The 7,510-nt window shown below is 72.5% G+C and carries 7 protein-coding genes; 5 read left to right on the top strand and 2 right to left on the bottom strand.

The window, feature by feature from the left end; translation table 11 throughout:
• Positions 1 to 101 precede the first annotated feature (101 nt).
• Positions 102 to 2,243, bottom strand: a complete 2,142-nt coding sequence (locus ACFYZ4_RS39805; RefSeq protein ID WP_390786305.1) for a serine/threonine-protein kinase — start codon at positions 2,241 to 2,243, stop codon at positions 102 to 104.
• A 106-nt stretch (positions 2,244 to 2,349) separates the two neighbouring features.
• Between ACFYZ4_RS39805 and ACFYZ4_RS39800 the strand changes: the two genes are divergently transcribed.
• From ACFYZ4_RS39800 to proC, 5 genes are all read left to right on the top strand, one after another.
• Positions 2,350 to 2,652, top strand: coding sequence for an SH3 domain-containing protein (locus ACFYZ4_RS39800; protein ID WP_351303948.1), 303 nt, complete (start codon positions 2,350 to 2,352; stop codon positions 2,650 to 2,652).
• 93 nt (positions 2,653 to 2,745) lie between these two features.
• Complete coding sequence (locus tag ACFYZ4_RS39795) at positions 2,746 to 3,294, top strand: hypothetical protein (RefSeq protein WP_390786304.1); 549 nt, start codon at positions 2,746 to 2,748, stop codon at positions 3,292 to 3,294.
• 92 nt (positions 3,295 to 3,386) lie between these two features.
• Positions 3,387 to 4,184 carry an ABC transporter ATP-binding protein gene (locus tag ACFYZ4_RS39790; RefSeq protein WP_351303951.1) on the top strand — a complete coding sequence of 266 codons (798 nt, stop codon included), beginning with the start codon at positions 3,387 to 3,389 and terminating at the stop codon, positions 4,182 to 4,184.
• A complete protein-coding gene (locus ACFYZ4_RS39785) occupies positions 4,181 to 4,918 on the top strand; it encodes an ABC transporter permease (protein ID WP_384353026.1) in 738 nt (245 codons plus the stop codon). The genes ACFYZ4_RS39790 and ACFYZ4_RS39785 overlap by 4 nt, the downstream gene beginning before the upstream one ends.
• 87 nt (positions 4,919 to 5,005) lie before the next feature.
• Complete coding sequence (gene proC, locus ACFYZ4_RS39780) at positions 5,006 to 5,815, top strand: pyrroline-5-carboxylate reductase (RefSeq protein ID WP_351303957.1); 810 nt, start codon at positions 5,006 to 5,008, stop codon at positions 5,813 to 5,815.
• A 52-nt stretch (positions 5,816 to 5,867) separates the two neighbouring features.
• Here the strand turns inward: proC and trpS are convergent, their stop codons facing one another.
• Positions 5,868 to 6,866 (bottom strand): tryptophan--tRNA ligase, encoded by a 999-nt coding sequence (gene trpS, locus ACFYZ4_RS39775; RefSeq protein WP_351598766.1) that lies wholly within the window; start codon positions 6,864 to 6,866, stop codon positions 5,868 to 5,870.
• Positions 6,867 to 7,510: the final 644 nt, after the last annotated feature.

The raw sequence follows: 7,510 nt of genomic DNA, 5'->3' as shown, positions 1-7,510 counted from the left end.
ACCCCCCCGGGGGCTCACACCCAATAAAAACACTAAAATCCACTTAAACCCCCCCCCCCCGGCGCCCCCCCCCCCCCCGCGGGGGGGGGGCCGCCGCCGTTTCACCACCTGCCCGGATCCCCCGCCGCCACCGCGAACACCGACCCGTCGGGCGCGCCCCCGAACACCCGCCCGCCGCCGACGACGGGCGCGGGCAGCGTGGACGCGTACGTGTTGCCGCCGTCGGCCATCCTCGGCCTGGTCTGGCCCGCCGGCCGGCCGGTTCCCGCGTCGACGGCCAGCAGCCGCCCGTCCGGCGCCGTCAGGTACACCCGGCCGTCGGCGACCACCGGCCGGGAGGCCACCGTCACGCCCGTCTCCAGCCGCCACTCCTCCTTGGCGGCGCCGACCGCGACCAGCGCGCCGGAGGTTCCGAACAGGTACGTGACCCCGTCCTGGTCCACCGTCGCCTCCGCGTCGAACAACGGCGCCGTCAGCCGCACCCGGTGCACCGCGCCCGTCGCCAGGTCGGCGCGTACGACGGCGGTGGTCCTGGAGGACGCGTCGAGATCCATCAGGTACAGCCCGCCGTGCGCCGCGCCGACCGGCCGCAGCCGTCCCGGCGTCCGGAGCTGCCGGCCCACCGTCCCGCTCGCCGGGTCGACCGCGGCGAGCTGCGTGGACCCGCCGCTGCCCTCGGGCGTCGCCACGTACAGTGCGGGCGTTCCTCCCTCGGGTCCGCCACCGGTCCACCACACGGAGCCGACCCCGCCGATCTGCCGGGTCCAGCGGGGCGTGCCGTTCGCGGCGTCCAGCGCGGTGACGCTGCCCGTCGTCCCCACGAGCAGCACCTGCCCGCCCGCGGCCACCACCTGTGAGCCGTCCGGGAGCTTGTGCCGCCAGCGCTCCGTCCCCGTGCCCGGGTCCAGCGCCCGGAGCGTCTCACTGCCCGGCACCACGACGAGGACCTGCCCGCCCGCGTGCAGCGGCGCGCTCACGGCCGTCGTCCCCTTCGCGGGCGCCGTCGCCTCCACCGCCCACACCGCCGAGCCGTCCGCGGGGTCGAGCCGGGTCGCGGCGAGGCCCGGTCCGGCGCAGTAGAGGGCCGCCGCCTGCCAGGAACAGGCCCCGATCCGGCTGCCCGTCCCGGGTGTGCCCAGGGGGACCGTCCACGGGGCGAAGGTCTTCTGCGGCACCGGATCCGCCTTCGCGGCGATCTGGGCGGGCGACCCGGCCGCCGTCCCGAACCGCACGTACCCGCCGACCGCCGCGCCCACGAGCAGCAGCCCGACCCCGGCCCCGACCGCCAGCCGGACCCGCCGCCGGCGCGGGGCCTTCGGCCGCGGGGCCTTCGGCCCGGTGGCGACCCGGTCCCTCCGGTGGGTGAGCAGCTCGGCCTCGTCGGGCTGCCGCGGCCGGGGGATGAAGCTCTGCGTGTCCTCGGCGGTCGGGTACGCGATCGCCCGCATCTCGGCGATCAGCTCCTCGGCGGTGGGCCGCTCCGCCGGTTCCTTCGCCAGGCACCGGGCGACGAGCCCCGCGAGCTGCGGCGGCAGGCCGGTCAGATCGGGCTCGCTGTGCACCACCTGGTACGCCACCAGGTAGTGGCTGTCCGAGTCGAACGGCCCGTGCCCGGTGGCCGCGTGCACGAGCACGGCGCCCAGGGCGAAGACGTCCGCCGCCGTCCCCACGTCCCGCGGGCGCTGGAACTGCTCGGGCGCCATGTACGGCGGAGTGCCGATCAGCTTGCCGGTCTCGGTCCGCAGGTCGCTGTCCGCCGGCCGCGAGATCCCGAAGTCGATGACCCGCACCCCGTCCGGGGCCATCAGCACGTTGCTGGGCTTCAGGTCCCGGTGCACCACGCCCGCCCGGTGGATGTCCCGCAGGGCCTCGGCCAGACCGGCGGCGAGCCGGGCCAGTTCGGCGGGGTCCAGGACCTGTTCCCGTACCCGTTCGGCGAGGGTCGGCGCGTCGATGAACAGGGTGGCCATCCACGGCCGTTCGGCATCGGGATCGGCGTCCACGACGGGCGCGGTGAACGCCCCGCTCACCCGCCGCGCGGCGGCGACCTCCTGCCGGAAGCGGGCCCGGAATTCCGCATCCACCGCGTGCTCGGGGTGCACGATCTTGACGGCGAGTTTCAGCCCCGAGTCGGACGTGGCCAGATGGACGACGCCCATCCCTCCGGAACCGAGCACCGATTCGAGCCGGTACTGCCCGGCGTATTCCGGAAATCCCACGTAGTCCGCGCGCAGCGAATGCACCGTTCACCACCCCCGCCGGAGCCTAGTCGATGACCCCTGCGCATCTCCAAGGTCCTGCTACCCTGCGCGAGTTGCGCAGGGCAACGCCCATGGGGGGAGATTTCGCATGTCGGTGGAGAACGATTCGAGCCAAGTCCAGAGCCTGGCGGCAGGCTCCGGCTACCCGTCGTACCCGGTCGCGCCCGGTTCCCGGCTGAACGTCCGCAGCGGTCCCGGCACCAACTACTCGGTCGTCGACGTCCTGCCGCTCGGCGCGATCGTCACGCTCCGCTGCCAGTGCGAGGGCACGACCATCTCGGGCCCGTACGGCACGACGGACATCTGGGACTGCATCGGCAACGGCCGGTTCGTCTCCGACGCCTACGTGAAGACCGGCAGCGACGGCTACGTGGTCACGCACTGCGGCTAGGCCGTCTCTGTCGTCGGGCGGGTCCGTCCGCGGACCCGTCTGACACGTGAGACACACCCGGCCCGGCCGGCCCGGCGGGAGATAATCGCTGCTGTGAGCGACGACCAGCGAGACCAGAACCCGACCGAGCCGGCCGCGCAGGCCGAGCCGGCCGCGCAGGCCCCGGGCCCCACCGGCCCCGAGCCCGAGCCGATCCCGTTCTTCGGCACCACCTGGGTGAACCACGACGGCGGCTACGCCCTGCGCCGCGCCGGCGCCGCGATCGGCTCGCTGGTCACCGCCGTCGCCGCCGCCCTCCTGCTGCGCCTGTCCTACGAGGGCCTGGAGATCGGCAACGTCGGCCCCTTCCTCAGCATCTCGGTCGTCGTCCTCTTCGCGATCGCCAGTGCCATCGCCTTCGTCAAGACCTGGGACTCCTTCAGCCGCCGCCCCGCCCCGTCCTCCGACGAGGCCGCCCTCAAGGGCCTCAAGGTGATCGGTTTCATCGGCTCCCTCATCGCGTACTTCCTGCGCTGCCTCGCCGAGGCCCCGGGTGAGAAGCTCCGCCGCGCCGAGTACGAGCGTGCCCTGGCCGACTTCGCCCGCCGCCGCAGCTCCCGTACGGGCAACCCGGCCGCCCGCCGCCCCAAGCGCAAGAAGTAGCCCGAGCCGCCCACGCCCACCGCACCCCCGTCCTCGCCCCGCTTCTGCCCGGGCGATTGACGGCGGGCACCGCCAGGAGCATTATTCATCACATGATGAATAACCAGCCCGAGGGAGCCCCGGCAGCCGTGCACGCCCACGGCCTGACCGTCCGACGCGGAACCGGCCGCACCCCCCGCACCGTCATCGACTCCATCGCCTTCGACGTCCCCCGCGGCCGCATCACCGGCCTCCTCGGCCCCTCCGGCTGCGGAAAATCCACCCTCATGCGCTCCATCGTCGGCACCCAGGCCCACGTCACCGGCACCCTCGACGTCCTCGGCCGCCCCGCCGGCCACCCCGAGCTCCGCTCCCGCATCGGCTACGTCACCCAGGCACCCAGCGTCTACGACGACCTCACCGTCCGGCAGAACCTCGACTACTTCGCCGCCGTCCTCGACCCCGGCCGCGCCGCCGCCGACCGCCGCGCCGCAGCCGTCCGCCAGGCCATCACCGACGTCGACCTCACCACCCACGCCGACGCCCTCGCCGGCAACCTCTCCGGAGGCCAGCGCAGCCGCGTCTCCCTCGCCGTCGCCCTGCTCGGCACCCCCGAGCTCCTCGTCCTCGACGAACCCACCGTCGGCCTCGACCCCGTCCTGCGCCGCGACCTGTGGAACCTCTTCCACGACATCGCCGCCACCCGCGGCGCGACGCTCCTCGTCTCCTCCCACGTGATGGACGAGGCCGAGCGCTGCCACGACCTCCTCCTCATGCGCGGAGGCCGCATCCTCGCCCAGGACACCCCCGACGCCCTGCGCACCCGTACCCACTCCACCACCGTCGAAGAAGGCTTCCTCCGCCTCGTCGACGAAGCCAACGCACTCGCCGCCCAGGAGACGACGCCGTGAACAGTGCCCGCACCACCGCCACCGCCGCCCGCGTCCTGCGCCAGCTCCGCCACGACCCGCGCTCCATCGCGCTGATGCTCCTGGTCCCCGTACTGATGCTCACGCTGCTGCGCTTCGTCTTCGACGGAAACCCCCGCACCTTCGACAGCATCGGCGCGTCCCTCCTCGGGATCTTCCCCCTCATCACCATGTTCCTGGTGACCTCGATCGCCACCCTGCGCGAGCGCACCTCCGGCACCCTCGAACGCCTCCTCGCCATGCCGCTCGGCAAGGGCGACCTCATCGCCGGCTACGCCCTCGCCTTCGGCGCCGTCGCCGTCCTCCAGTCCCTCCTCGCCACCGGCCTCGCCCTCTGGCTCCTCGGCCTCGACGTCGTCGGCTCCCCCTGGCTGCTCCTGCTCGTCGCCCTCCTCGACGCCCTCCTCGGCACGGCCCTCGGCCTCTTCGTCTCCGCCTTCGCCGCGTCCGAGTTCCAGGCCGTCCAGTTCATGCCGGCGGTGATCTTCCCCCAGCTGCTCCTCTGCGGCCTCTTCGCGGCCCGCGACACCATGCACCCGGTCCTCGAAGGCCTCTCCGACGTCCTGCCCATGTCCTACGCCGTCGACGGCATGACCCAGGTCCTCACGCACACCGACATGACCGCCGACTTCGTCCGCGACGCCGTGATCGTCGCCGCCTGCGCCCTGCTCGTACTCGCCCTCGGCGCGGCCACCCTCCGCCGCCGCACCCCCTGACCGCACTCCGGACGGCCCCGCCCCGTTGCCCGCCCGGGTGCGAGGATGAGGAGGGAGTACACGCATCCCAGGCGAGGTGGAACGGGCATGACCCAGACAGTCGCAGTCCTCGGTACCGGCAAGATCGGTGAGGCCCTGCTCAGCGGAATGATCCGCGGCGGCTGGCCCGCCTCGAAGCTCCTCGTCACGGCCCGCCGCGCCGATCGGGCCGAGGAGCTCCGCACCCGCTACGGCGTCGAGGCCGTCTCCAACGCCGAAGCCGCCAAGCGCGCCGACACCCTCATCCTCACCGTCAAGCCTCAGGACATGGCCAAGCTCCTCGACGAGCTCGCCCCGCACGTCCCCGTCGACCGCCTGGTCATCAGCGGCGCCGCCGGCATCCCCACCTCCTTCTTCGAGGAACGGCTCAGCCCCGGCACCCCCGTCGTCCGCGTCATGACGAACACCCCGGCCCTCGTCGACGAGGCCATGTCCGTCATCTCCGCCGGCAGCCACGCCACCGCCGCGCACCTCGCCCACACCGAGGAGATCTTCGGCGGCGTCGGCAAGACCCTGCGCGTCCCCGAGTCCCAGCAGGACGCGGCCACCGCCCTCTCCGGCTCCGGCCCCGCGTACTTCTACTTCCTCGTCGAGGCCATGACCGACGCCGGCATCCTCCTCGGCCTGCCCCGCGCCCAGGCCCACGACCTGATCGTCCAGGCCGCCATCGGCGCCGCCGTGATGCTCCGCGACAGCGGCGAGCACCCGGTCAAGCTCCGCGAGGCCGTCACCTCCCCGGCCGGTACGACGATCAACGCCATCGTCGAACTGGAGCGGCACGGCGTCCGCGCCGCCCTCATCGCCGCCCTCGAAGCGGCCCGCGACCGCAGCCGCGAGCTCGCCTCCGGCAACAGCTGAGACACCCCGTACCGGTGGGGTCCCGCACCGTGCGGGACCCCACCGGCCCCTTTCACGGCTCCAGCAGCCCGATGGCCCGGTACGCCCGGTCCACGACGGGCCGCGCCAGCTCCCGGGCCCGCCCGGCGCCCTCGCGCAGCACCTTCTCCACCGCCGCCGGATCGCCCGCCAGCTCCGCATGCCGCTCCTGCACCGGCCGCAACAACTCGACGACGGCGTCGGCGACATCCCGCTTCAGCGCCCCGTACCCGCTGTACTCCCCGGCGAGCACGGCCGGGTCGCCCCCGGTACACGCCGCCAGGATGTCCAGCAGGTTCGCGACCCCGGGCCGCGCCTCCCGGTCGTAGACCACCCCGCCGTCCCCGCTGTCGGTGACCGCCCGCATCACCTTCTTGCGCACGACCCCGGGCTCGTCGAGCAGATAGACGATCCCCGCCCCGTTCTCATGGGACTTCCCCATCTTCGAGGTCGGCTCCTGCAGGTCCATGACCCGCGCGGCCACCGCCGGAAGCGTCGCCTTCGGCACGGCGAAGGTGTGCCCGTACCGCTGGTTGAAGCGCACCGCCAGATCGCGCGTCAGCTCCACGTGCTGCCGCTGGTCCTCCCCGACCGGGACCTCCTGGGTCTCGTACGCCAGGATGTCGGCGGCCATCAGCACGGGATAGGTGAGCAGCGACAGCCGTACGCCCTCTCCGGAGGCCTGCGCCTTGGCCGCCTTCTCCTTGTACTGGATCATCCGCCGCAGCTCCCCGTCGGTGGCGGTGCACTCCAGGAGGTACGCCAGCCGCGTGTGCTCGTCGACGTGGCTCTGCACGAAGAGCGTGCACCGCTGTGGATCGAGCCCGGCGGCGAGCAGCAGCGTCGCCGCCTGCCGGCTGAGCCGCCGTACGCGCGCCGGCTCGTGTTCGACGGTCAGCGCGTGGAGGTCGACGACGCAGAACAGCGCCTCGTCCGGCTCCTGGTCGGTGGCGACCCACTGCCGGACGGCTCCCAGGTAGTTCCCCAACGTCAGATGACCGGTCGGCTTGATCCCGCTGAAGATCCTCGTCATGTCCTGCTCTCCCTGTGTGTGAGTGATGTCGGGGCCACCGCGTCGGGCGACCGAGCCACTCCCGGGAGGGGGAGAAACAAAAACGGCCGCCGTAGCGGCGGCCGTGAGCGCATGCGTGCTCGCGTGGAAGGTCGGCCGCCGTCAGGCGGCCCACCAGCGAAGGCTGAGCGTGGGCGCATGCGTAGTCATGGGACCAGCGTAGAGGGCCGGGGGTGAGGACGGGGTGAGTTTCGGGAACCGGCGCGTCGACAGTCAGCCGGGGGAGCCGGGGGTTGACACAGATGTGCCCGATCCGTAAGGTTCTTCGAGTTGTCCGAAGTGAGCGCCGACCTCGGTCGGTCCCCGGACAGCCATCCCGCACTACACATTCGAACGAACGACGCACTCCGTCGTCTTGTTTTCATGCGTATTTGCGAATGAGGAATCCGCGTCCGAGGACGCTGCCGCCGATTAGGTTCGGAGGCAAGGAATCCGCTACTGTCTCACTCGCCGAAGGGGCCAAACAGCCCCGAGGCAAAGCCCGCTGACTGGGAGTCAGGCCCGAAAGGATCTGATAGAGTCGGAATCGCCGGAAAGGGAAAGCGCGAAAGCGCTGGAACTGGAAAGCACCGAGGAAGTCGGACACGAAAGAGTCTGATAGAGTC

Origin of the sequence: Streptomyces sp. NPDC001513 (assembly GCF_042894695.1) — a bacterium.
Classification (GTDB): domain Bacteria; phylum Actinomycetota; class Actinomycetes; order Streptomycetales; family Streptomycetaceae; genus Streptomyces.
Note: the sequence above shows the minus strand (reverse complement) of the source record. Positions and strands in the feature narration are given on the sequence as shown.